The sequence below is a fragment of the Rhodococcus sp. Z13 genome, from assembly GCF_025837095.1.
Classification (GTDB): Bacteria; Actinomycetota; Actinomycetes; order Mycobacteriales; family Mycobacteriaceae; genus Rhodococcus; species Rhodococcus sacchari.
The window spans coordinates 4,396,031-4,418,311 of sequence record NZ_CP107551.1 but is presented as its reverse complement, the minus strand read 5'-3'; the positions used below and the strand labels follow the sequence as shown (position 1 = coordinate 4,418,311).

The window sequence follows — 22,281 nt, the reverse complement described above, 5'->3', positions numbered from 1 at the left end:
CGAGTGGTTCCGGGACGGGATGCCTAGGCGGACCCGACCCCGGCGGCCGTGGTCACCGCCCGCCGGGTGAGTACCCGCGCGAGATGGCTCCGATACTCGGCGTCGGCGTTGCCGTCGGTCATCGGGGAGGTGCCCTCCGCGGCGTGCTCGGCGGCCTCCCGGATCGTCTCGGCGGTCGCGGGCCGGCCGACGAGCGACTCCTCCACACTGCGTGCCCGCACCGGCACCGCCGCCATGTTGGTCAGCGCCACCCGGGCCTGCGCGACGGTGCCCCCGGTGACCTCGAGGGTCGCGGCGACACCCACGATGGACCACTGCTGCGCCGCACGGTGGAACTTCTCGTATCGCGCCGCCCAGCCGGTGTGCTTGGGCACGCGCACCTCCACGAGCAGCTCGTCGGGTTCCAGGGCGGTGGTGAAGTAGTCCTGGAAGAACTCGTCGGTGCCGAGGGTGCGGCGGCCGGACGGTCCCGCCACCGTGAAGCTCGCGCCGAGAGCCACTGCAGGAGCGGCGAGATCACCGGCCGGGTCGGCGTGCACGAGCGACCCGCCGAAGGTGCCGCGGTGCCGGATCTGCGGGTCGGCGACCGTCGCGGTGGCCTCGGCCAGCAGCCGGGCGTGCTCCGCGACGAGCGGGTCGTGCAGCACGTCGTGGTGGGTGGTGGTGGCACCGATGACGAGGGCGTCGCCGTCGTCGCGGATGCCGCGCAGCTCGGGGATGCGGCCGAGGTCGACGAGCACGCTCGGTGCGGCCATCCGCAGCCGCAGCACCGGCATGAGGCTCTGGCCGCCGGCGACGACCTTGGCGTCCTCCCCCGCCTCGTGCAGGGCGGCGACCGCCTCGTCGACGGTGGTGGGGGCGATGTAGTCGAACGGTGCGGGAATCATGCCGCTCCTCCTTGCCTCGTCTGCGCGTCTCGAATCGCGTGCCAGATCCGCATGGGCGTGCAGGGCATCTCGATGTCGGTGACCCCGAACTGCCGCACCGCGTCGAGCACCGCATTGACCACCGCCGGTGTCGACGCGATGGTCCCGGCCTCCCCGACGCCCTTGACCCCCAGCGGATTACCCGGAGCCGGGGTGGAGGTGCGGTCGGTGACGAAGGGCGGCAGGTCCACCGCGGTGGGCAGCAGGTACTCGGCGAACGACGAACTGAGCAGCGTGCCCGACTCGTCGTGCACCGCCTCCTCGTAGAGGGCCTGCGCGATACCCTGCGCGAGACCACCGTGCACCTGTCCCTCCACGATCAGCGGGTTGACGACGTGCCCGATGTCGTCCACGCACACGTACTTCCGGATGCGGGCGTGCCCGGTCTCGGTGTCGACCTCGATGGCGCACAGGTGCGTGCCGTGCGGGAACGAGAAGTTGTCGGGATCGTAGGTCGCGTCGGAGTCCAGATTCGGTTCCACACCTTCGGGCAGGTCGTGGGCCGCGAACACCGCGAGCGCCACGTCGGTCAGGGCCACCGACTTCGCGGTGCCCTTCACGCGGAATTGCCCGGACTCGAAATCGAGGTCGTCCTCGGAACATTCGAGCAGGTGCGCGGCGATGGGCCGGGCCTTGGCCACCACCTTCTCCGCGGCCTTGACGACGGCGACACCACCGACGGCGAGCGACCGGGAGCCGTAGGTATCGAGTCCGCGCGGCGCGGTCTGGGTGTCGCCGTGGAGAACCTCGATGTCCTCGAACGGGATTCCGAGACGGTCGGCGACGATCTGACTCCACGCCGTCTCGTGCCCCTGCCCGTGCGCGGACGAACCGGTGACCACCTCGACCTTGCCGGTCGGAAGCATGCGGATCGCCGCGTGCTCCCAGCCGCCGGCACCGTAGGACAGCGAACCGAGCACCCGCGACGGAGCGAGACCGCACATCTCCGTGAACGTCGAGACCCCGATGCCGAGCTGCACCGGGTCCTTGCGTGCGCGTCGCTCGGCCTGTTCGCGCCGTAATGCGTCGTAGTCGAACAACTCTCGCGCCTTGGCCGTGGCAGCCTCGTAGTTGCCGGAGTCGTAGGTCAGTCCGGCGACGGTGTCGAAGGGGAACTCCTCGTGGCGGATCCAGTTCTTCTCCCGGATCTCGACGGGGTCCATCGACAGTTCGACGGCGAGTTCGTCCATCAGCCGTTCGATCGCGAAGGTCGCCTCGGGGCGCCCGGCACCGCGGTAGGCGTCGGTGGGCACCTTGTTGGTGAACACGTTGGTGCACTCGAACCGGTAGGCGTCGAACTTGTAGATGCCGTTGAACATGAACGCCCCGAGGATCGGCACACCCGGGGTGACGAGCCGCAGATAGGCGCCCATATCGGCGAGCAGTTCGACCTTCAGGCCGGTGACGGTGCCGTCCCGGCGCGCCGCGAGGGTGAGTTTCTGGACCTGGTCGCGGCCGTGGTGCGCCGCGAGCATCGACTCGCTGCGCGTCTCGGTGTACTTGACGGGCTTGTGCAGGCGCCGCGCGACGAGAAGGGTGAGCACCTCCTCCGGGGTCACCTGCAGCTTGCCGCCGAACCCGCCGCCCACGTCCGGGGCGATCACCCGCAGCTTGTGCTCCGGGATGCCCAGGGTCATCGCCAGCATCAGCTTCAGCACGTGCGGGACCTGCGTGGCCGACCACATGGTGATCTGCGGTGCGGTGGGGTCGACGACCACCGAACGCGGTTCCATGAAGGCGGGGATGAGCCGCTGCTGCCGGAAGGTGCGCTCGAGGACGATCTCCGCGTCGCGGATCGCGTCGTCCACCTTCCCGCCGCTGCCCGCCTCGGCGGAGTCGAACACCCAGGTGGCGCTGACGTTGGTGCCGAGATCGGGATGGACGAGGTCGCCGCCCCGGACCGCGGCCTCGAGGTCGAGGACGACCGGCAGGTCCTCGTAGTCGACGTCGATGGCGTCGAGGGCGTCGTGGGCCTCGTAGGCGCTGCGGGCGACGACCACGGCGACGGCCTCACCGGCGAACCGGACCGTGTCGACCGCGAGGGCCGGCGCGTCCGGCGTCAACATGTCCTCGGTGATCGGCCACGCGCACGGCAGGCTGCCCTGCTCCTGGGCGAGGTCGGCGCCGGTGTAGACGGCGACGACGCCGGGCCGGGTGCGGGCCTCGGAGACGTCGATACCGGTGATGCGGGCGTGCGCGACGGGACTGCGCAGGATCGCCGCGTGCAGCATGCCGGGCAGCACGATGTTGTCGGTCCAGCGGGTGCGCCCGGTGATGAGGTGTTCGTCCTCCTTGCGGCGCCGGGCCCGCCCGAGTTCCGGTTCGGGGTCGGTCACGGTGGTCTCCGGGTCGGCGGTGCTCGTCATCGTCCTACCTCCCGGGTGGTGGCCGGGCGTTCACGCAGCCGCTGCGCGGCGTCGCGGGCGGCGGCGACGATGTTCTGGTAACCGGTGCAGCGGCACAGATTTCCCTCGAGTCCGTGCCGCACCTCCTCGTCGGTGGGGTCGGGGTTCTCGGAGAGCAGGTCGATGGTCGACATGATCATCCCCGGGGTGCAGAAGCCGCACTGCAGCGCGTGCTTCTCCCGGAAGGCCTCCTGGACGGGATGCAGGCTCCCGTTCGCGTCGAGTCCTTCGACGGTGGTGACGGACCGGCCGTCGGCCTGCACTGCGAGCACCGAGCACGACTTGACGCTGCGCTCGTCGAGCAGGACGGTGCAGGCGCCGCAGTTGCTGGTGTCGCAGCCGACCACCGTGCCCACCTTGCCGAGTCTTTCCCGCAGGTAGTGCACGAGGAGCAGCCGGGGTTCCACGTCGTCCGTGTACTGCGTGCCGTCGACGGTGACAGTGATGCGCATCGAGCCTCCAGATACCTTCACGTATCGCGGTGATACAGATCACTGACACTCTGCGTTATGTAGCGCACGAAAAGGACCCGAATCGGGAAATCCCGTCCGGGCCAGGGCGGCGACCGCTACTGCCGGTGCCCGACGGCGGGTTCCTCGTGCCGATGGATCGGCCCGGCGGTCTCCGCGAGACGGCCACCGCCCCCACCCCAGCGCAGCGCGATGATCTCCGCCGCGATGGACACCGCGGTCTCCTCGGGGGTGCGGGCACCGAGGTCCAGCCCGATCGGCGACGAGAGCCGCTCGAGCTCGGTGTCGGTCAGGCCCGTCTCCCGCAACCGCGCCATCCGGTCCTCGTGGGTGCGCCGCGACCCCATCGCCCCGACATAGGCGACGTCGAGCCGCAACGCGACCTCCAGCAGCGGCACGTCGAACTTCGGGTCGTGGGTGAGCACGGTGATGACCGTCCGCTTGTCCACGCGCCCCGCCTCGGCCTCGGCGGCGAGATAGCGGTGCGGCCACTGCACGACCACCTCGTCGGCGCCGGGGAAACGGGCCTCGGTGGCGAACACACCGCGCGCGTCGCACACCGTCACCGTGTAGCCGAGGAACGAGCCGAGACGGGCCATCGCCGAGGCGAAGTCGATCGCCCCGAACACGATCATGCGTGGCGGCGGCTGGAAGACGTTGACGAAGACCGACATTCCCTCGCCGCGCCGCTGCCCGTCGGTGCCGTAGTGGAGGGTGCCGGAGCGGCCGGCCTCGAGCAGGCCGCGGGCGTCGTCGACGACGGCGTCGTGCATCCGCGCCGACGCCAGCCGCCCCTCGTCGCGGTCCCGCCACACGAGCACCCGGCGTCCGCGCACCACCGGATCGGGATGTTCGGTGACGGTCGCGAGCGCGACGGGCTCCCCGTCGCGCACCGAGTCCACGAGGGCGCCGAATTGCGGGAAGCCCTGCGGGTCGATGCGTTCGACGAACACGTCGATGATGCCGCCGCAGGTGAGTCCGACGGAGAAGGCGTCGTCGTCGGACACCCCGTAGCGCTGCAGCACCGGGGCGCCGTCCTCGATGACGGCGCGGGCGAGTTCGTAGACGTCGCCCTCGACGCAGCCGCCGGAGACGCTGCCGGTGACGGTGCCGTCCTGCGCGACGAGCATCGACGCGCCCGGGCCGCGTGGTGCCGACCGGAAGGTCGACACCACGGTGCCGAGTGCGACGGTCTCCCCCGCCCTCCATCGACGGTCCAGTTCGTCGAGAACCTCACGCACGATGAACCTCCTCGAGCAGTTCCTCCAGGGTTGCGAGACTGTGTCCTGCGAGCAGACGATCGATGTGCGGCAGGGCCTTCGAGATACCCGACTGGATCGGTTCGTATCCCTCCCCACCCGCGTGCGGGTTCACCCACAGGACCCGGTGGGCGAGGCGCCGCAGCTGCGCCATCTGCTCGCCGAGCAGCGTCGCGTCGCCGCGTTCCCAGCCGTCGGAGAAGATCACGACGACCGCGCCGCGGGCGAGGCCACGCCGGCCCCAGCGGTCCAGGAAGGCGCGCAGGGTGTCACCGAGCCGGGTGCCGCCCGCCCAGTCGGGCACCGCCCGCGCGGCCGCGGCGAGCGCGAGTTCCGGGTCGCGGGCGCGCAGGGCTCGCGACAACCGGGTCAGCCGGGTGCCGACGGAGAACGTCTCGGTCGACGCCGGGGCCGCGCGGGTGACGACGTGCGCGAAGCGCAGCAGTGCGTCCGCGTAGGGGGTCATCGATCCGGAGACGTCGACGAGCAGCACCACCCGGCGGGGCCGGGTCGCGCGGTGGTGCCGCCGGGGCCGCACGGGTTCTCCCCCGGCGGCGAGCATGTCGCGCAGGGTGCGGGACGGGTCGACGGGCCCGCGCCGCGACGGCCGTGAGCGCAACGCCGGGCGGCGGGGAGGGCGGGGCCGCAGCAGGGTCAGCATCTCACCGAGATGCGCGCGTTCGGCGGCGGTGAGTTCGGCGATGTCGCGGCGGCGCAGCAGATCGGTGTCGTCCGCGGCGACCTGCAGGTGCGGCGAGTCGTCCCCGGAGCCGTCCGCCGGGTCGCCGGTGCGGGTGAGCGCCGCGATGCGGGCGGTGCGGGTGCGTCGCCCCTGCCGGTGGGAGGCCGTCGGCAGGGTGCCGCCGAACCAGTGGACGAACGCCGCGTCGTAGCGGTCGATGTCGTCGGGCGCGCGGCACAGGACGGCGCGGCCCGCCCAGTACACCTGGGCCGGGTCGGCGACGTCGAGGTGGCGGAGGGCGTCGAGATAGGTGGTGGTCGCGTCGAGGGGGACGGACAGGCCGGCCTCGGCGAGCGCGCGGCCGAACCCGACGAGGCCCACGATCGTGCCGGAGGCCGGCGCCTGCCGGTCGTCCGACGTCCGTGTGCCCGTCATCCGCCCTCCTGTCACCGGGTCCGTTCGCTGACGGTACTGCCCGCCGGTCGCGCTGGGGACGGATCGGAGGTGCTCAGCCGTTCTTCGCCGCCATCTCGGCGATGCGAATGTCCCGGGTGCGGCTCTGGTGCGCGACCATCAGTTCCCGGGCGCGGTCGCCGTCCCCTTCGGCGACGGCCTGATAGATGTCCTCGTGCTCGCCCTCGATGAGATCGAGGTTCGACGGGGCGCGTGAGGCGCTGCCGTCGTGGACGTGCAGCCGGGTGTCGAGCAGTTCCATCAGTTCGGTGATGGTGGGGTTGTGGGCGGCGAGCCGCAGGGCGACGTGCCACTCGGCGTGCCGGCGCAGCCGGACGTCCGGGTCCGTCTCCTCGCGGGCCTCGTCGAGGCTCCGCCGGAGGCGGGCGAGGTCGAGTTCGGTGCGGCGCTGTGCGGCCGAGCGGGCGACCGCCGATTCGAGGGCGATGCGGGCCTCGCAGATGTCGAGGATCTCCTCGGGGGTGCGCCGGAGGATCTGGAATCCGCGTGAGACTTTCGTCACGAGACCTTCGATCTCGAGTCGGATCAGGGCCTCGCGGATGGGGGTGCGGGAGACCCCGAGTTGCTCGCCGACGGTCGCGGGGACGAGCAGATCGCCCGGCGAGTAGACCCCGTCCAGGATGCGTCTGCGCAGCTCGAGATAGGGATTCGTGGCTGCACGTTCCATCCGGAGGCCTCCCCGTCGTCGCTCTGGTGTCCGCTTCCGATCCGGGCGGTATCCGATCAGAACTACCACGGGGTACCCGCGTTGTACATATTTTGAATCCATCTGTATACAAACGACGACATCTGCGTGCGCGAGTCGTAGCGTGCTTCGCGACCGTTTCACCGACAGGGAGAACCCATGACCGACCACACCGCTCGGCCCGCCCGCGGGATCCTGCGATGAGCGACGCCACCGTCTCCGTAGCCCCCGCCGTCCCGGCCACCGGCCGCGGCCTCGGCCGCCTGCGCGCCCCGCACTGGACGACGCTGCTGCCCTGGGTCGTGCCCGTGCTGGTCGTCGTCGGGTGGCAGTGGGCGTCGAGCACCGGTGTCATCCCCGCGTCGATCCTGCCGCCGCCCACGAACGTCGTCGACGCCGCGCGTTCGCTGTGGTCCACCGGCGAACTCCAGTCGCACATCCTCGTGAGCCTGCGCCGGATCGCGATCGGATTCGTGATCGGTTCCGCCATCGGCCTGGCGTTCGGTTTCGCCGTCGGCCTGTCCCGCATCGCCGAGGGCCTGTTCGACCGCACCCTCCAGATGGTGCGCGCACTGCCCCACCTCGCCCTCGTGCCGCTGCTCATCGCGGCCTTCGGAATCGGTGAACTCCCCAAGGTCCTGCTCGTGACCCTGGGCGTGATCTTCCCCGTCTACCTCAACACCGTCAGCGGCATCCGCACCGTCGACGAGAAGCTCATCCAGCTCGGGCGCTCCTACGGACTCAGCCGCGGTCAGCTGATCCGCGAGGTGATCGTCCCCGGAGCCATGCCGATGATCCTCACCGGCATCCGCTACGCCCTCGGCGTCGCCTGGCTGACCCTCGTCGTCGCCGAGACGATCGCCACCCGCGAGGGCATCGGCTACCTCGCGCAGAACGGCCGCGAGATGCTCCGCAACGAACGCATCGTGCTCGCGATCGTCCTCTACGCCGGTGCCGGCCTGCTCGCCGACCAGATCACCCGCTTCATCGAGGCCCGCGTCCTGCGCTGGAACCCGAACTACCGGAAGGGCGATCGATGACCACCACCCGCGGCCTCGTCGGCCTGGAACTGTCCTCCATCGGCCGCCGCTACGGCGACAACCAGGTCCTGCGCGATCTCGACCTGACCATCGACCCCGGCGACTTCGTCGCGATCCTCGGCCCCAGCGGCGTCGGCAAGTCCACCCTGCTGCGCATCCTCGCCGGACTCGAGGAACCCACCTCCGGCACCATGACCCCCATCGGCGACGTCCCCGCCGGCGGCCCCACCGCCCGGATGATGTTCCAGGAGGACCGGCTCCTACCGTGGAAGTCGGTGCTCGACAACGTCCAGCTCGGCACGAAGGGACAGCGCGACAAGGCCGCCGAGCTGCTCGCCCAGGTCGGGCTCGCCGGCCGCGAGAAGGCCTGGCCCGCAGAACTGTCCGGCGGTCAGCGCCAGCGCGTCGCGCTCGCCCGCGCACTGCTGCACCGCCCCGACATCCTGCTGCTCGACGAGCCCTTCGGCGCCCTCGACGCCATCACCCGCGTCACGATGCAGCAGCTGCTCGAAGGCGTGCTCGCCGAGCATCCTCGCACCGTCCTGCTCGTCACCCACGACGTCGAGGAGGCCCTCGTCCTCGCCGACCGCGTCCTGCTGCTCACCCCGCAGGGCATCACCCGGGATCTCCGCGTCCCCCAGAGCCGTCCACGTCACCGCGGTGACGCCCAGCTCGCCGCGTGGAAGGAGGAACTGCTCGACGGCCTGCTCGAGGCCGACCGCGCCGTCCACGCCGCCACCGGCTCCTGATCCCCGCCGCTCCATCCCGATCGACCTCGAAAGGTTCTCCCCCACATGAACGCTCTGCCCCGTCCCGTCCTCGACCGCCGCGGGTTCCTGCGTGCCGCGGGCATCGGCGCGCTCGGCCTGGCCGGGCTCGGTGCCCTCACCGCGTGCGGCTCCGGCGACTCGGCGAACGACGGTGAGCTCTCCGAGGTCCGCTACGCGCTCATCGGTGACGGCAAGGCGGAGCCCGGCGCCGTGCTCTCCCACAACCTCGGTGGCTTCGACGTCTCCGCGGATCTCGGTGTGCCGGTGAACTTCCAGTCCGGCTTCACCGCCTCCCTCCCGGTCATGGAGGCCATCAAGGCCGGCAGCATCGACTTCTCCTTCGCGACCGCCACCGCCGTGATCTACGGCATCGGCGGCAACGTGCCGTTCGTCCCGCTCGTCGCCTACCCGCTGCCGCGCAACGAGGTCGACATCCTCGTGCCCAAGGGCTCCGACATCCGCAGCGCCGCGGACCTGAAGGGCCGCCGCGTCGCCGACCAGCAGGGCACCACCGGCACCTACAGCCTCGTGAAGTACCTCGAGAGCGCGGGCCTGACCCTCGACGACATCGAGTACAGCAATCTCACCGCCGCCGACGCCGAGGCCGCCTTCGCGCAGGGCAAGGTCGACGCGTGGATCAACTGGCAGCCCACCATCGAGCTGGCCCGCCGCAAGCACGACGCCGACACCCTCCCCGACGTGCAGACCTACGACTACGCGTTCTTCGTCGCCAGCGAGAAGTTCGCCTTCGAGCACCCCGAGATCGCCGCGAAGCTCGCCCGCAACGTGCGCGACGCGCAGCGCTGGATCGAGGCACAGCCCGACGTCGCGGTCGAGGAGTTCGCCGCGCTCGGCGGCTTCGGCGACTCGCAGCTCGAGAAGGAGGTCTACCGCGACCTCGTCGTCGACCGCCGCCTGTCCTACTCGGGTGCAGGTGAATTCACCGCCGTGGATACCGACGCGATCGAGGGCACCCAGGACCTCGCCGACAACTTCCACGCGCTGGGCGTGTACCCGGAGACGGTCGACGTGCGGACCTGGCTGTCCGACAGCCGTTTCGAGCCCGTCCGTTCCGCCGTGTCCGCCGAACTGGCGCAGGCCTGACCGGATCCGTTCCGGCACACAGCAAGTCAGGAGTATTCGTGAGCAGGAAGATGCATCTCGCCGCGTTCATCACCGCGGGACCGGGTCGTCCCGGCGGGTGGCGCATGGCCGATTCGGTGCCCGGCTGGCTCGACGCCGGCTACTACCAGAACATCGCGCGCACCCTCGAGGACGGGCGGTTCGATCTCGCCTTTTTCCCCGACATCCTCTCGGTCCCCGACCGTTTCGGCGGGAGCACCGACTCGCAGCTGCGCTACGGCGCGCTGGGATCGCTGCGCGTGGACCCGCTGCCGGTCATCGCGTCGATGGCGGCGGTGACCCGCCACCTCGGGCTCGCGGCGACGGTCACCACCACCTACACCCAGCCGTTCAACATCGCGCGCACCTTCGCCAGCCTCGACCATCTGTCCGCGGGACGTGCGGCGTGGAACATCGTGACCTCCTTCCAGGAGTCCGAGGCCCGCAACTTCAACCTCGACCAGCAGTTCGACCGGTCCACCCGCTACGAGCGCGCCCACGAGTTCCTCCAGGTCACCGGCAAGCTCTGGGACAGCTGGGACGACGACGCGCTGGTGCTCGACGCCGAGCAGCCCCTCTTCGCCGATCCCGAGAAGGTCCACCGCATCGATCACGAGGGTCACTACTTCTCGGTGCAGGGCCCGCTCAACGTGCCCCGCCCGCCGCAGGGTTACCCGGTGCTCATCCAGGCCGGGGCGTCCTCCAAGGGCAAGGACTTCGCGGCCCGCTGGTCGGACGTGATCTTCTGCAGCCACGCCTCGAAGGAGTCGGCGCAGGCGTTCTACACCGAGATCAAGGAACGCGCCGCGACGTTCGGCCGCGCTCCTGAGGAGATCAAGATCCTCCCGTCGATCACCCCGGTGGTCGGGTCCACCACCGCCCGTGCGAAGGAACTCGCCGAGGAGATCTTCGAGCTGGTGCCGCCCATCGGCGGATTGTCCACGCTCGCCTACCATCTCGACGTCGACCTGTCGACCTTCCCGCTCGACGAGCGGCTCCCCGAGGTCGAGGTTCCGGGTGTGGCCGGGCACTACCACGAGGTCCGGGAGATCACCGAACGCGAAGGACTGACTCTGCGCGAGCTGGGCAAGCAGTACGGCGGCCGCTACGAGGGCAACTTCATCGGCACGGCGGACGAGGTCGCCGACGGCCTGCAGGACTGGTTCGAGGACGGCGCCGCGGACGGCTTCACCCTCCAGGTGCCCTACCAGCCGGGTGGTTTCGAGACCTTCACCCGGCAGGTCGTCCCGCAGCTGCAGAAGCGCGGCATCTTCCGCACCGAGTACGAGGGCACGACCCTGCGTGAGAATCTCGGTCTGGCCCGCCCCGCGGCAGGGGAGTGGAAGCGTCGCTCCGGGGCTCGGGCATGAGCGCCCCCGAGCGGGTCGACCTTCCCGCGGGCCGTCTCGAGGCGGAGCACGACGCGGTGGTGACCGGCACCGTCACCACCGAGACCGGACGGTTCGTCGTCAGCGCGCGCAGCAACCACTTCGTCACCGACTCCCGGCTCGCCGGCCGGGAAGCGGTGCACGCCGGTGAACTGCTGCTCGCCGCCCTGACCTCCTGCGCGATGGCCAACTTCGAGCACAACGCGGAGCAGGACGGGCTGCCCGTCGACGGGATCGTCGCGCGGGCCGCCCACACCCGGGGCACGGTCGATCCCACCCGGTACGACCGCACGGTGCTCGAGATCGAGGTGTCCGGCGTCGAGTACGAGGACGCCTTCGCGCTCGGCCGCAAGTTCGTCGCCGCCTGCCCGATCTACAACACGATCCGGCGGGGGAGCGGTATCGAACTGACGATCAACGGGCGCACCTTCACGGAATGACGCCCCGCGGTGGGGTGGCGCCCGTCACCCCACCGCGACCAGTTTCTCCAGCCCGGCGCGGGTGACCCGGTCGATGTCCTCCCGGTACTTGAGGACCGCACCGAGGGTCGCCGCGGCGGTGGCCGCGTCGAGGACGTCGCGGTCGAGGGCGCGCAATGCCCGTGCCCAGTCGAGGGATTCGGCGATACCCGGTGGTTTGAGCAGTTCCTGCTCCCGCAGTACCCGCACCGCCCGGGCGACCTGCCCGGCCAGGCCGGTGTCGAGATCGGGCAGGCGCCGCCGGAGGATCGCGATCTCCCGGTCGAGCCCGGGATGGTCGACCCAGTGGTAGAGGCAGCGGCGCTTGAGCGCGTCGTGGACCTCCCGGGTGCGATTGGACGTGAGCACCACCAGAGGTGGTGTGGCGGCGCGGATCTCACCCAGCTCCGGCACCGTCACCGTGTTCTCGTCGAGCAGTTGCAACAGGAACGCCTCGAACTCGTCGTCGGCGCGGTCGATCTCGTCGACGAGCAGCACGCACGGTGACTCGGTGAGCGCCCGCAGCAGTGGGCGGACGAGGAGATACCGCTCGGTGTACAGGGACCGCTCGGCGGCGTCGGCGTCGAGCTCACCCCCGCTCGCGGCCTCGAGGGTGCGCAGGTGGAGCAGCTGGCGCGGGAAGTCCCAGTCGTAGAGCGCCTGCGACGCGTCGATCCCCTCGTGGCACTGCAACCGCACCATCGGCAGGTCCAGGGCCTGCGCGAGGGCCGCGGCGAGCGAGGTCTTCCCGGTGCCGGGTTCGCCCTCGCAGAACAACGGGCGCCCCATCCGGAGCGCGAGGAAGGCCACGGTGGCGAGCCCCTCGTCGGCCAGATACCCGGTGGATTCCAGTGCAGCCGCTAGTTCCCCGGGGGAACGCACGGTCGTCGCGTCGCCTGCCATGAGGCGAGAGTAGATGCTCGGACCCCGCCAGGCGGGTGACCACACCGATCCGGTTCCCTGGGTGTCGCGCTCACCGTTCCGCGACCACCCGTACGGTCTCCAGTGACGGATCCGTGGCATCGGGGATCGCCATTCCAGCCCCGCGGCCGCTCGCGAGATAGTCGAGCACCTCCCGGTCGAGTCGTTCCCCCGGGATCATCGCCGGGATGCCGGGTGGATAGGGCGTGAGCTGCTCGGCAGAGATACGGCCCTCCGCCCGGGTGGTCGGGACCGTCTCCGTGGGCGCGAAGAAGGCGTCCGCCGGGGACATCACGGACTCGAGTTCGAGATCGGCGGGTGCCGGCAGGTCGATATTCGGGGGAGGGGTGAAATCCGGTGCGGCACGGGACAGCGCGGTCAGCGCACGGACGAGACGTGCGGCCGTGTCCTCGTCGTCGGCGGTCGAGAAGGTCGCCAGAATGCGCCGGTGGTCCGCCATTCCGACGTCCACGGAGCATTCCTCCCGCAACCAGTCGGCGCACTGGTAGCCCGAGGCGCCGGTCTCCGTGACGTCGAGGAGGACCTGCAGCCGGTCGAGATCGTGCGAGGCCTCCTTGCCCAGCAGCCGATCCTCGAGCACGGTGAGCCCGGCGATCCCGGCGATACGCTCCCGGGTGCGCCGGACCAGATCCAGCGCCCGGCCGATGAGCTCGTGGCCCTGTTCGACCATCTGGCGGCGCCAGCCGTCCAGGGCGGCGTAGATCATCACGTTGGGACTGGTGGTCATCAGCAGGTCCGCGCACGACGACAGGTGGGCACCGTCCACGAGGTCGCCCTGCCGGTGCAGCACCGAGCCCTGTTCGAAGCCGTGCCCCATCTTGTGGACGCTGACCACGCAGATGTCGGCCCCGGCGTCCATCGCCCAGGTCGGCAGGTCCTCGTGGAAGGGGAGGTGCGCACCCCAGGCCTCGTCCACGATGAGCGGTTTGCCGCGTTCGTGGCACACCTGCGCGATCCCGGCGATGTCGGTGCAGGTGCCGTAGGGACTGGGGCTGACCACCAGCGCCCCGGCCGCGTCGGGATGCCGCTCCCAGCCCTCCCGGATCTCGGCGGGGGAGGGCGGATGGGAGAAGTGCATCCCGGCGTCCCAGCGTGGTGGCACCCAGCGCGGGGTGATGCCGCTGAACATCAGGCCGGCGACGACGGACTTGTGGGAGTCGCGGCCGAGCAGCAGCCCACCGGGGTGGTGCCCGGCCACTGCCATCATCGCGGCCTTGACCGACAGCGAACTTCCGCAAGTCGAGACGAATGCCTGATCGGATCCCACGGCGTCGGCCATGAGCTCCTCGGCGTCGGCCAGATATCCGCCCCGGGCGAGCCGGTCGTCCACACCCGAGTTCGCCAGCAGGTCGGAGCGGAACGGATCGGCTCCGAGGACGTCGACGACGCGCGGATCGGTCCCGCGGCCCTGGCGGTGGCCGGGGCGGGGTGAATCCGTATCGGTCAGTTCGGTGATAGTCCGCCCGCGCATCGACTATCGGTGCGTGCGAGTGGTCCATGCACGTCACCGTACCCGCTCGCGGGTGGATGCACTCCCGGACGATCCTCGTGGACGAACAGCGTGGCACAGCCCGGACACAATGTCCGGGGTTCGGTTGCCCAGCCGTTCACATGGGCGTAGAGCTCGGCGTGCAGCCGGTTCTGCGCCGGAGCGCGATAGCTGTGATCACAGTGTTCGCAACGGAAGACCCACCGGTTTCCGGCCAGCAGATCTCGGTGTGGCATCGTGCGCCTCTACCTCGTCGAAACGGAGTCGGAAGTGGACGGGAACATGACGGATCGGAGAAACCGGATCAGGGAATGGATTTCGCCATGACCCGGGCCCACCAGTCCTCGAGCGGGCTGGGATCGGGCCACCGGATCGGTTCGTCCGCAATCTGATTCGACAGGTTCTCTTCCTCGACCCGCGCCTGTTCCCGGGTGGGAGAGTCGTGTTGCGCTCTGCGCACGGATGTCACCCCTTACTGCTTTTCGGTGCGCCGCCTGCTGCGACGCATTCCTCGGCACCTGTGAGGTGTGTTATCGATACTATCCCGATCCGCGTGGACCGGACTCAGTATTCCTATATCGCATGATTCAGATTTTTCAAGCATCTGCACGGAACGGACATTCGCGTCACCGTGGTGGTGCGTCGGATCCGTTCCCCAGGGCGGCGCGCAGACGCTCGATGTCGGCCCGCAACGCGGCATTGGCCGCCTCGAGTTCGAGGATGCGCGCGACCCCGGCGATGTTGATGCCGGACGAGACCAGTTCGACGATGTGCTGCACCGTCTGCAGGTCGTGATCGCTGTACCGTCGGGTTCCACCGGCGGTGCGTGCAGGATTCAGCAGGCCCCGGCGTTCGTACAGGCGCAGGGTCTGCGGGTCGAGGCCGGACAGCTCCGCGGCCACCGAGATCCCGTACACGCCGCGCTGGGACCGCGGGGTGGGATCCTGCGTCATCGTTCTCCTCGCTCGTCCTCGTCCGGTTCCATCGGTTCTTGACCACATTGTAGAACGAGGCCATAATAAATCTGTGTCAATTGGCACAGATAATTGAAAAGCGAGTGGCCGTTCCTGACGGCCGGACAGTCGGAGGTGACAATCCATGTTGATGCGCACCGACCCGTTCCGCGATCTCGATCGCATCACTCAGCAGGTACTCGGCACGATGACCAGACCCGCCGTGATGCCCCTCGACGCATGGCGCGAAGACGACCGCTTCATCGCGGAATTCGATCTTCCCGGTGTCGACGCCCGATCGATCGAACTCGACGTCGAACGCAACGTCCTCACCGTGCGCGCCGAGCGTCCGGAACTCGACCGGGACCGCGAGTACATCTCGGCCGAGAGGCCGCGGGGCATGTTCACCCGCCGGCTCTTCCTCGGTGACGCCCTCGACACCGACCGGATCGAGGCCCACTACCGAAACGGTGTGCTGCGCCTGACCATCCCGATCGCCGACAAGGCCAAGCCGCGCAAGATCACCGTGATCGACGCCGATCACGACCACGCCCTCGAAGAATCGCAGAGCGCGATCGAGAGCGCGGCGGCCGAACCGATGCACGAGGCGATGAAGGAATCCGCCGGCAAGGCGTCCGAGGACGGCCAACGGCTCGCCACGGCAGGACGCTGACGACGGACAGGGTCCGGGGCGTGCCCCGGACCCTTCCCGTGACCGGCCTCAGGGCCGCAACGTGATCTTGATGGCGCCGTCCTGCTTCTTCTGGAAGATCTCGTAGGCGTGCGGCGCCTCGTCGAGCGGCAGGCGGTGTGTCGCGAAGGTGTCCACGCCCAGCGGATCCTCGTCGGTGAGCAGGGGCAGAATCTCCGGTACCCAGCGCAACACGTTGGCCTGACCCATGCGCAGGCTCAGCTGCTTGTCGAACAGGGTGAGCATCGGAATCGGATCCGCCGCACCGCCGTACACGCCGCTGAGCGACACGGTGCCGCCGCGCCGCACGACGTCGAAGGCGGTGTAGAGGGCGTGAAGCCGGTCGACTCCGGCCTTCTCGATGACCTTCTCGGAGATCGCCGACGGCAGCAGGCCCGCGGCGGTCTGGGCGAGTTTCGCGCCGGGGGAGCCGTGCGCTTCCATGCCCACCGCGTCGATCACCGAATCGGTGCCGCGGCCGGCGGTGAGTTCCCGGATCGCGTCGCCGGGACGGTCGTCGACGTCGCGCAGATCGACCACCTCGATGCCGCGGGACGCCGCGCGTGCGAGGCGCTCCGGCACCAGATCGACACCGATGACGCGGGCACCGCGGTGCGCGGCGATGCGTGCCGCCATCTCACCGATCGGTCCGAGGCCGAGCACGGTGACGCTTCCGCCCTCGGGGATCTCGGCGTACTCGACGCCCTGCCACGCGGTGGGCAGCACGTCGGACAGATAGACGAAGCGGTCGTCGGCGGGGCCGTCGGGAACCTTGATGTGGGTGGCGTCCGCGTGCGGGACGCGCAGGTACTCGGCCTGCCCGCCGGGGACACTGCCGTACAGCTCGGAGTAGCCGAACAACGCGGCTCCGGTGCCCTGCTCACGGACCTGCGTGGTCTCGCACTGCGAGTGCAGGCCGTGCTCGCACATGAAGCACTGCCCGCAGCACACCTGGAAGGGGATGACGACACGGTCCCCGGGCTTCAGCCGGGTGACCTCGGGGCCGACCTCCTCGACGATGCCCATGGGTTCGTGGCCGAGGATGTCGCCGGGGGCCATGAAGGGGCCGAGCACCTCGTACAGGTGCAGATCCGATCCGCAGATGTTGGTGCTGGTGATGCGGACGATCGCGTCACCGGGATCTTCGATCCGCGGGTCGGGCACCGTCTCGACGCTCACCGACCGCTTGCCCTGCCATGTCACTGCCTTCATCGTCGCTCCTCGGCTCGTCGGGAATGCGTCCTGCGGGTGCCTACCCCGGTGCCCGGGCGGCAAACGCCCGGCGGGGTCGTTCGTGGCGGGGGTCGTTCGTGGCGGGGGTCGTTCGTGGCGGGGGTCGTTCGTGGCGGGGGTCGTTTGTGGCGGGAGCCGAGGGGTATGCGGCAGTGCAGGGACTTCCGCTGAAGGGAGCTTCCGTCGGACAGGCACATGCGACGTGCCTCTTCGGACGATCGACGAAAGGAGATCCCGTGTCAGTCCCGGATCCCCAACCGCACGGCAATCAGGACCCCGACCCGTCCCGCACCCCCGACCTCGAGCCCGGTGGGGGAGTACCTCCCGGATCGACGCCGCCGGACTCCGGCACCACCTCGGGGCTCTCGGCGCCGGAACCGGACACCAGGAAACGCTTTCCGATCAGCGGCTGGCTGACACTGCTGGCGGTCGCCGTGATCGCGGTGGTCTTCCTGGTCGTGATCATCGGCATACTGTCCTGACGAGGACACCGCACCCCGCCCGGGAGGCACCCGGGCGGGGGTCGATCGTGCCGGGGCACTAGCCGCGCCGACCCGGCAACCGCACCACCTGCACGAAGAACTCGTCGATCTGCCGGACGGCACCGAGGAACTGGTCCAGATCGACCGGCTTGGTGACGTACGCGTTGGCGTGCAGTCGGTAGCTGCGCAGGACGTCCTCCTCGGCCGAAGACGTCGTGAGCACCACGACGGGGATCTCGGCCAGGTCCGGGTCGGACTTGATCTGCGTCAGCACCTGCCGGCCGTCGTACTTGGGAAGGTTGAGGTCGAGCAGGACCAGATCCGGGCGGGGGGCGTCGGCGTGCCGCCCGCGGCGGTACAGGAAGTCGAGGGCCTCCTCGCCGTCGCGCACGACGTGCAGGGTGTTCCCGATCTTGTTCTGTTCGAACGCCTCACGGGTCATCAGTTCGTCGCCGGGATCGTCCTCGACGAGCAGGACGTCGACCGGCCGAGCGGCGGAATGGTTCACGATGGTGCTCCTGGTGTGTCGCTCCCGTGCTTCACCGGTTCGGCGGGGCGGGCTGAGGATCCGAGGGTGAAGCAGATTCGAGTTCCCCCGGAGTGGGCGTCGGTGTAATCGGTGTCGATCCGGATGCGTCCCCCGTGATACTCGACGATCTTCTTGCACAACGCCAGGCCGATGCCGGTACCCGGATAGTCGTCGCGGGCGTGCAGACGCTGGAAGATGACGAAGACCTTGTCGGCGAACTCCTTGTCGATCCCGATGCCGTTGTCGGTGACCGACAGCTGCCACTGCCCCTCGGCCTCTCCGTCCGCCTCTCCGATGCGTTCGCACTCGATCCGCACGACCGGAGCGCGGTCGGGGTGACGGAACTTGATCGCGTTCCCGATCAGGTTCTGCCACAGCATCGTCAGCAGCGTGGGGTCGCCGACGATCTCCGGAAGCGAGTCGGGCCGTTCGATGCGGGCCTGCGTCTCCTCCACGGAGGTCGACAGATTGGCCAGCGCCTTGTCCAGGGAACGCCCCAGATCGACCTGCACGTACGCGTCGTGGATGCGGCCGACGCGAGAGAACTCCAGCAGGTCGTTGATGAGCACCTGCATCCGCTTCGCGCCGTCGACGGCGTAGTGCACGTACTGCTGCCCGCGCTCGTCGAGGATGTCGCCGTAGCGTTTCTCGAGCAGCTGGCAGAAGGACGCGACCTTGCGCAGCGGCTCCTGCAGGTCGTGTGAGGCGACGTAGGCGAACTGCTCGAGTTCGGTGTTGGAACGTCGTAGTTCCTCGGCCTGCGCGTCGAGATCCGCGGTCTGCTTGGCGAGCAGATCCTGCTGTCGGCGCGACTCTGTGAGGGCATCGACGATACGGCCGCGCATGGTCTCCACGTCGCCGGCAAGGGCCCGGATGTCTTTCGGTCCCTGCGGGTAGATGTGCTGATCGAAGTTCTCCTCCATCGCCACCCGCCGCGCGGCCTGGCGGAGACGGCCGAGCGGGGCAGCGACGAGATTGTGGACGAGCACCACCATGAGCAGCCCGGTGAGGATGAACGCCACGACCATGGCGATGAGCACCGAGTTGCGGATCGTGCGCGATCGCGACAGGTCGTCGAGACGGTCCTCGAGAGCGGCGGACAACGCGGTGTTCTCCGCGTCGAACAACGCCCGGAGCCGGACGAAGGTGTCCCGGCCCGCGGCGGCCGCGGCCGGATCCACCCTGCGGTTGGTCCCCGGTTCGACGGACTCGACGAGCGGCTCGGCGTACTGCCGGCGCCACTCGTCCCCCAGGGTCTCGATCTGCTCGACGTCCTCGAGCAGTTCCGGATGCCCGGCCAGCAGCTCGCGCAGCCGGGCGTTCGCGGCCACCTCCTCGTTCCGGCCGTACTCGTAGGGCTCGAGGAACGACGTGTCGCCGGTGAGGGCGTAGCCGCGGGCGGCGGTCTGCTGGCCGAGCAGGGCGGCCTGCAGCCGGTAGGCCTGGGTCATCGCGGGCTGGATCCGGTCGGTGACCTCGTCGGTGATCTGGACGGTGCGCTGGATGAAGACGCCGCCGACGATCGAGCCGATCACGGCGAAGACGGCCAGGACGGCGAACGCCACCTGGAACCAGCTCTGCACGACCAGCCGCGCCGCGAGGCGTTCGGTGCGGGTCTCGGGGACCGACGGATCTCTCACGACCGCACCCCCGCCCGTATGGTCCGGGAACGAGCGAAACCTGCCATCTCCACCCCGTTTCCCGGTCCGGCCTACGCCGACGAGTCCCGAGGGCGGTGTGGACAGGACCGTATCGGTCGACGAACACACGTTGTCCGGGCTTGCTGATCAGCCCCGGAAGCGACTCTATCGGACCAGGCGGGTAGGGGTGCGGTGGTCGCGCTCCTGCACGGACCCCGGTGTCGTCGCTATGGTCGACCACATGACACGACGGGTGAGTGTGTGGGGCGGCGCGTTCTGGATCGGTCGGAGGAGCCGGGAGGCGGCGCTCGCCGCGGCGCGGGGACTGGACGAACTCGGCTACGACCGGGTGTGGACTTCCGGTGGTTTCGCCGACGGCTTCCCACCCTTCTACGACGACTACCTCGCGGCGACGTCGCGGCTCGGCTTCGCGAGCGGCATCGTGAGCATCTGGCACACCGCCCCGGAGGAAACCGCCGCGGCCGTCGCCGACCTGGAACGGAAGTATCCGGGACGCTTCCTCCTCGGTCTCGGAACCAGCCACGCGCCGGTCGTCGACGCGAGGGAGAACACCTCGTACACCCGGCCCTACAGCCGCATGGTCGAGTACCTCGATTCCCTGGACGCGACCGCCGCTCCGGTGCCCGCCGAACGCCGGGTCCTCGCGGCCCTCGGCCCGCGCATGCTGAAGCTGTCGGCCGATCGCGCCGCCGGGGCGCACCCCTACTTCACGCCCGCCGAGCACACCGCCCTCGCCCGGCAGACCCTCGGGGACGGGCCGCTGCTGGCGCCGGAGGTGGCGGTCGTGCTCGACACCGACGAGACCACCGCGCGCGGTATCGCCCGCGAGTACATGCGCAGTTACCTCTCGCTGCCGAACTACTCGAACAATCTGCGGCGGCTCGGGTACACCGACGAGGACGTCGCCGGCGGCGGCAGCGACCGGCTGATGGACGCGCTGATCCCGTGGGGCGACCTCGAGACCGTGGTGGCCGGCATCGAGAAGCACTACGCGGCGGGTGCCGACGAGGTCGCGATTCAGGTGCTCACCGCCGATCCGTTCACCTTCCCGATCGAGGCGTACCGGACACTGGCCACCGCGCTGCTGGGCTGACGGGACGCCGTGCGGTCAGGACGGCCGCACGGTGAGGATCTGCGAGGACGTGCCGATCGGGCCGGCCTCGTCGTGCAACACGCTGGTGGTCAGACCGATCCCGTTCTCCCCGAACGACACCGAGGTGTCGAAGCCGAGCCACTCGCCGCGCGGCTCCGCGAACAGGTGCGCGGTGAGGTCGACGTTGGGGAAGGCGACCCGGCGTGGGTCGGCGAGGACGGCCATGCCGTTGGCGATGTCGAACAGTCCCGCGAACCGGGCGAGGTCGCTGACCTTGTCGCCCTCCACGAGCGCCACGTCGGTGCGCACCCAGTAGGAGGAACGGCCCTCGCCGAGGCTCGCGCGGCGCACCTCCACCGAGTCGATGTATCCGCCGGGCCACAGCGCTGTCGGATCCCACGGTTCGAGCTCCTGCGGCCGGGGGATCGGTGTCAGGGCGGTGGCGGCGACCCCGTCGGTGGGGCGGGTCTGCATGAGCCAGGCCCGCGCGCGGACGATCGCGCGGTCGTCGTGGACGAGGGTGGCCTCGACGAGTTCGATGGTGCGTCCGGGGCGCAGCACCTCCACCCGGGTGTCGACGCGGCCGATCGGGACGGTGCCGAGGATGTCGTAGGACAGGCGGGCGACGGCCAGGCCGTCGTCGCGCCGTTCGTCGCGGTCGGTCTCGATCACGTGGGCCAGCAGGCCCAGGGCGGGCGCGATGTGCTGTTCGGTCTCGTTCCAGGCGCCGCTCACGTGCGAGGTGGCGCGGAAGGACGCCGGGCCGAGACGTTCGAAGTAGCTCATGCGGTCTCCGTTCGGGCCGGACTCGGCGCGGCGGCCGAGGCGGTGGTGGTGAGGGCGGCCAGCGCCATGCGCCGCAGCACCGCGCGGGTGCTCTCGGGCGAGCGCGGGTCGGCGCTGTGCGGGGTGGAGTTGATGAGCCCGAAGGTCGCGTGGGCCATGGTGCGGGCGTCGGACTCGGGCAGTGCCGGGTCGAGGCGGCACAGGACGCCCACCCAGATCTCGACGTAGAGGCGCTGGGTGCGTCGGACCTCCCGGCGGGCGTCCTCGGGGAGCGAGGCGAACTCGCGGTCCTGCACGCGGATGAGATCGGGCTCGCCGAGCGCGAAGTCGAGGTGGAAGTCCACCAGGCCCTCGAGGGCGTCGCGGGGGTCGGGGGTGGTCTCGACGACCTGCTGCCCGCCGGCCAGGAGGCGGCGGCTGATGTCGACGAGGAGTTCGACGAGCAGGGCGTCCTTGTTGGAGAAGTGCCGGTAGACGGCGGGGCCGCTGATGCCCACGGCGGCGCCGAGATCCTCGAGCCGGACACCGGCGAATCCGCGTTCGGCGATCAGCTGCGACGCGGCGCGCAGGAGGTCGCGGCGGCGTTCGGCCTTCGCGAGGCTGCGCCGGGTCGGGCGTCCCGAGGTGGTCGGGGCGTCGATCGCGGACTCGGTCATGACACTCTCCGCTCGAAATGTGGTCTGGACAACTCGGTTAATCATAACTAACCTAGATTTCAGTTAATCGTGATTCGCCAAACCGAC

21 protein-coding genes and 1 pseudogene are annotated in these 22,281 nt (G+C 69.9%); 8 read left to right on the top strand and 14 right to left on the bottom strand.

What is annotated here, in order from left to right; all coding sequences use genetic code 11:
* Nucleotides 1-23: 23 nt before the first annotated feature.
* The 6 genes from OED52_RS20195 to OED52_RS20170 all read right to left on the bottom strand — a co-directional run bounded on the left by OED52_RS20195 (nt 24) and on the right by OED52_RS20170 (nt 6,883).
* Nucleotides 24-887 (bottom strand): FAD binding domain-containing protein, encoded by an 864-nt coding sequence (locus tag OED52_RS20195; RefSeq protein ID WP_264152590.1) that lies wholly within the window; start codon nt 885-887, stop codon nt 24-26.
* Nucleotides 884-3,292, bottom strand: a complete 2,409-nt coding sequence (locus OED52_RS20190) for a xanthine dehydrogenase family protein molybdopterin-binding subunit (protein ID WP_264152589.1) — start codon at nt 3,290-3,292, stop codon at nt 884-886. Before OED52_RS20190 ends, OED52_RS20195 begins: the two co-directional genes overlap by 4 nt.
* A complete protein-coding gene (locus OED52_RS20185) occupies nt 3,289-3,783 on the bottom strand; it encodes a (2Fe-2S)-binding protein (RefSeq protein ID WP_264152588.1) in 495 nt (164 codons plus the stop codon). Before OED52_RS20185 ends, OED52_RS20190 begins: the two co-directional genes overlap by 4 nt.
* Nucleotides 3,784-3,899: 116 nt before the next feature.
* Nucleotides 3,900-5,042, bottom strand: coding sequence for an XdhC family protein (locus tag OED52_RS20180; RefSeq protein WP_264152587.1), 1,143 nt, complete (start codon nt 5,040-5,042; stop codon nt 3,900-3,902).
* Nucleotides 5,035-6,177, bottom strand: a complete 1,143-nt coding sequence (locus tag OED52_RS20175; RefSeq protein WP_264152586.1) for a vWA domain-containing protein — start codon at nt 6,175-6,177, stop codon at nt 5,035-5,037. The genes OED52_RS20180 and OED52_RS20175 overlap by 8 nt, the downstream gene beginning before the upstream one ends.
* 73 nt (nt 6,178-6,250) lie before the next feature.
* Nucleotides 6,251-6,883: a GntR family transcriptional regulator gene (locus OED52_RS20170; protein WP_264152585.1), complete on the bottom strand. Its 633-nt coding sequence runs from the start codon at nt 6,881-6,883 to the stop codon at nt 6,251-6,253.
* Nucleotides 6,884-7,101: 218 nt separating this feature from the next.
* On the opposite strand from OED52_RS20170, the gene OED52_RS20165 reads away from it, so the two are divergent.
* From OED52_RS20165 to OED52_RS20145, 5 genes are read left to right on the top strand one after another with little or no spacing between them, the layout of a single operon-like run.
* Nucleotides 7,102-7,941, top strand: coding sequence for an ABC transporter permease (locus OED52_RS20165; RefSeq protein WP_264152584.1), 840 nt, complete (start codon nt 7,102-7,104; stop codon nt 7,939-7,941).
* The gene (locus OED52_RS20160; RefSeq protein ID WP_264152583.1) at nt 7,938-8,690 is read left to right on the top strand and encodes an ABC transporter ATP-binding protein; all 753 of its coding nucleotides are present in this window, start codon (nt 7,938-7,940) and stop codon (nt 8,688-8,690) included. Before OED52_RS20165 ends, OED52_RS20160 begins: the two co-directional genes overlap by 4 nt.
* A gap of 45 nt (nt 8,691-8,735) precedes the next feature.
* On the top strand, nt 8,736-9,815 hold the full coding sequence (locus OED52_RS20155) for an NrtA/SsuA/CpmA family ABC transporter substrate-binding protein (protein WP_264152582.1): 1,080 nt from the start codon (nt 8,736-8,738) through the stop codon (nt 9,813-9,815).
* 50 nt (nt 9,816-9,865) lie between these two features.
* Nucleotides 9,866-11,203, top strand: coding sequence for an LLM class flavin-dependent oxidoreductase (locus OED52_RS20150; RefSeq protein ID WP_264154785.1), 1,338 nt, complete (start codon nt 9,866-9,868; stop codon nt 11,201-11,203).
* Nucleotides 11,200-11,661 carry an OsmC family protein gene (locus tag OED52_RS20145; RefSeq protein WP_264152581.1) on the top strand — a complete coding sequence of 154 codons (462 nt, stop codon included), beginning with the start codon at nt 11,200-11,202 and terminating at the stop codon, nt 11,659-11,661. The genes OED52_RS20150 and OED52_RS20145 overlap by 4 nt, the downstream gene beginning before the upstream one ends.
* Nucleotides 11,662-11,685: 24 nt before the next feature.
* Here the strand turns inward: OED52_RS20145 and OED52_RS20140 are convergent, their stop codons facing one another.
* The 3 genes and pseudogenes from OED52_RS20140 to OED52_RS20130 all read right to left on the bottom strand — a co-directional run bounded on the left by OED52_RS20140 (nt 11,686) and on the right by OED52_RS20130 (nt 15,063).
* Nucleotides 11,686-12,582 carry an AAA family ATPase gene (locus OED52_RS20140; RefSeq protein ID WP_264152580.1) on the bottom strand — a complete coding sequence of 299 codons (897 nt, stop codon included), beginning with the start codon at nt 12,580-12,582 and terminating at the stop codon, nt 11,686-11,688.
* Between the two features lie 70 nt (nt 12,583-12,652).
* Nucleotides 12,653-14,120: pseudogene (locus OED52_RS20135) on the bottom strand (aminotransferase class I/II-fold pyridoxal phosphate-dependent enzyme).
* Between the two features lie 616 nt (nt 14,121-14,736).
* Nucleotides 14,737-15,063 (bottom strand): MerR family transcriptional regulator, encoded by a 327-nt coding sequence (locus tag OED52_RS20130; RefSeq protein WP_264152579.1) that lies wholly within the window; start codon nt 15,061-15,063, stop codon nt 14,737-14,739.
* A 145-nt stretch (nt 15,064-15,208) separates the two neighbouring features.
* On the opposite strand from OED52_RS20130, the gene OED52_RS20125 reads away from it, so the two are divergent.
* The gene (locus OED52_RS20125; RefSeq protein ID WP_264152578.1) at nt 15,209-15,736 is read left to right on the top strand and encodes an Hsp20/alpha crystallin family protein; all 528 of its coding nucleotides are present in this window, start codon (nt 15,209-15,211) and stop codon (nt 15,734-15,736) included.
* Nucleotides 15,737-15,784: 48 nt separating this feature from the next.
* Here the strand turns inward: OED52_RS20125 and OED52_RS20120 are convergent, their stop codons facing one another.
* Entirely contained in the window at nt 15,785-16,966 is a 1,182-nt protein-coding gene (locus OED52_RS20120) for a zinc-dependent alcohol dehydrogenase (RefSeq protein ID WP_264152577.1), read from the bottom strand.
* 257 nt (nt 16,967-17,223) lie between these two features.
* Here OED52_RS20120 and OED52_RS20115 point away from each other — a divergent pair, with 257 nt between their 5' ends.
* Complete coding sequence (locus tag OED52_RS20115) at nt 17,224-17,469, top strand: DUF6480 family protein (RefSeq protein ID WP_264152576.1); 246 nt, start codon at nt 17,224-17,226, stop codon at nt 17,467-17,469.
* A 58-nt stretch (nt 17,470-17,527) separates the two neighbouring features.
* Here OED52_RS20115 and OED52_RS20110 read toward each other — a convergent pair whose 3' ends face one another.
* Both OED52_RS20110 and OED52_RS20105 read right to left on the bottom strand, forming a co-directional pair.
* The gene (locus OED52_RS20110) at nt 17,528-17,977 is read right to left on the bottom strand and encodes a response regulator (RefSeq protein WP_264152575.1); all 450 of its coding nucleotides are present in this window, start codon (nt 17,975-17,977) and stop codon (nt 17,528-17,530) included.
* Nucleotides 17,974-19,638, bottom strand: a complete 1,665-nt coding sequence (locus OED52_RS20105; protein ID WP_264152574.1) for a sensor histidine kinase — start codon at nt 19,636-19,638, stop codon at nt 17,974-17,976. Before OED52_RS20105 ends, OED52_RS20110 begins: the two co-directional genes overlap by 4 nt.
* A gap of 241 nt (nt 19,639-19,879) precedes the next feature.
* On the opposite strand from OED52_RS20105, the gene OED52_RS20100 reads away from it, so the two are divergent.
* Nucleotides 19,880-20,752, top strand: a complete 873-nt coding sequence (locus OED52_RS20100; RefSeq protein ID WP_264152573.1) for an LLM class F420-dependent oxidoreductase — start codon at nt 19,880-19,882, stop codon at nt 20,750-20,752.
* A gap of 15 nt (nt 20,753-20,767) precedes the next feature.
* Here the strand turns inward: OED52_RS20100 and OED52_RS20095 are convergent, their stop codons facing one another.
* Nucleotides 20,768-21,538, bottom strand: a complete 771-nt coding sequence (locus OED52_RS20095) for a thioesterase family protein (RefSeq protein WP_264152572.1) — start codon at nt 21,536-21,538, stop codon at nt 20,768-20,770.
* Nucleotides 21,535-22,194, bottom strand: coding sequence for an SACE_7040 family transcriptional regulator (locus OED52_RS20090; protein ID WP_264152571.1), 660 nt, complete (start codon nt 22,192-22,194; stop codon nt 21,535-21,537). Before OED52_RS20090 ends, OED52_RS20095 begins: the two co-directional genes overlap by 4 nt.
* Nucleotides 22,195-22,281 lie beyond the last annotated feature (87 nt).